This window comes from Bradyrhizobium sp. P2_E8 (genome assembly GCF_056403875.1).
In genome coordinates, this window is sequence record NZ_JBFUES010001886.1 from 1 (window position 1) to 571 (window position 571).

General features: G+C 65.0%; 1 protein-coding gene. It reads right to left on the bottom strand.

All coding sequences use genetic code 11. From position 1 onward, the window contains the following. Positions 1-42 precede the first annotated feature (42 nt). Positions 43-571: prephenate dehydratase domain-containing protein (locus tag AC1D00_RS44520; RefSeq protein ID WP_477015131.1), on the bottom strand; the 529-nt coding region annotated here is incomplete at its 5' end.

Here is a 571-nt window from a genome sequence, read left to right on the forward strand (position 1 = left end):
TTCTGGGTCCCGGCTCGCGCTTCGCGCGTCCGGGACACGCAATCAATCCTGCTGTGTCTCGCTGAACGTCGCCCGGAACGGGTGCCCCGGATACACGCCGACGATGCGGAATTCGCGCGAGAAGAATTTCAGCTCCTCGATCGCGAAGGCGAGGCCCTTGTCTTCAGGGTGGCCGTCGACGTCGGCGTAAAACTGCGTGGCGAAGAAATTGCCGTCGACCATGTAGCTCTCGAGCTTGGTCATGTTGACGCCGTTGGTAGCAAAGCCGCCGAGCGCCTTGTAGAGCGCGGCGGGAAGGTTACGCACGCGGAATACAAAGGTGGTGACCAGCGAGCCCGAGCCCTGCGCCGCCCATTTCGGCTCGCGCGCCAGCACCACGAAGCGCGTGGTGTTGTGGGCCTCGTCCTCGATGTCCTCGGCGAGGATGTCGAGGCCGTAGATTTTTGCGGCCAGGCGCGAGGCGATCGCGGCGACACTCTTGTCCTTGCGCTCGGAGATGTCGCGGGCGCTGCCGGCGGTGTCGGCGTGCACGATCGGCTTGATGCCGAGCTTGCGGATGATGCGCCGGCAC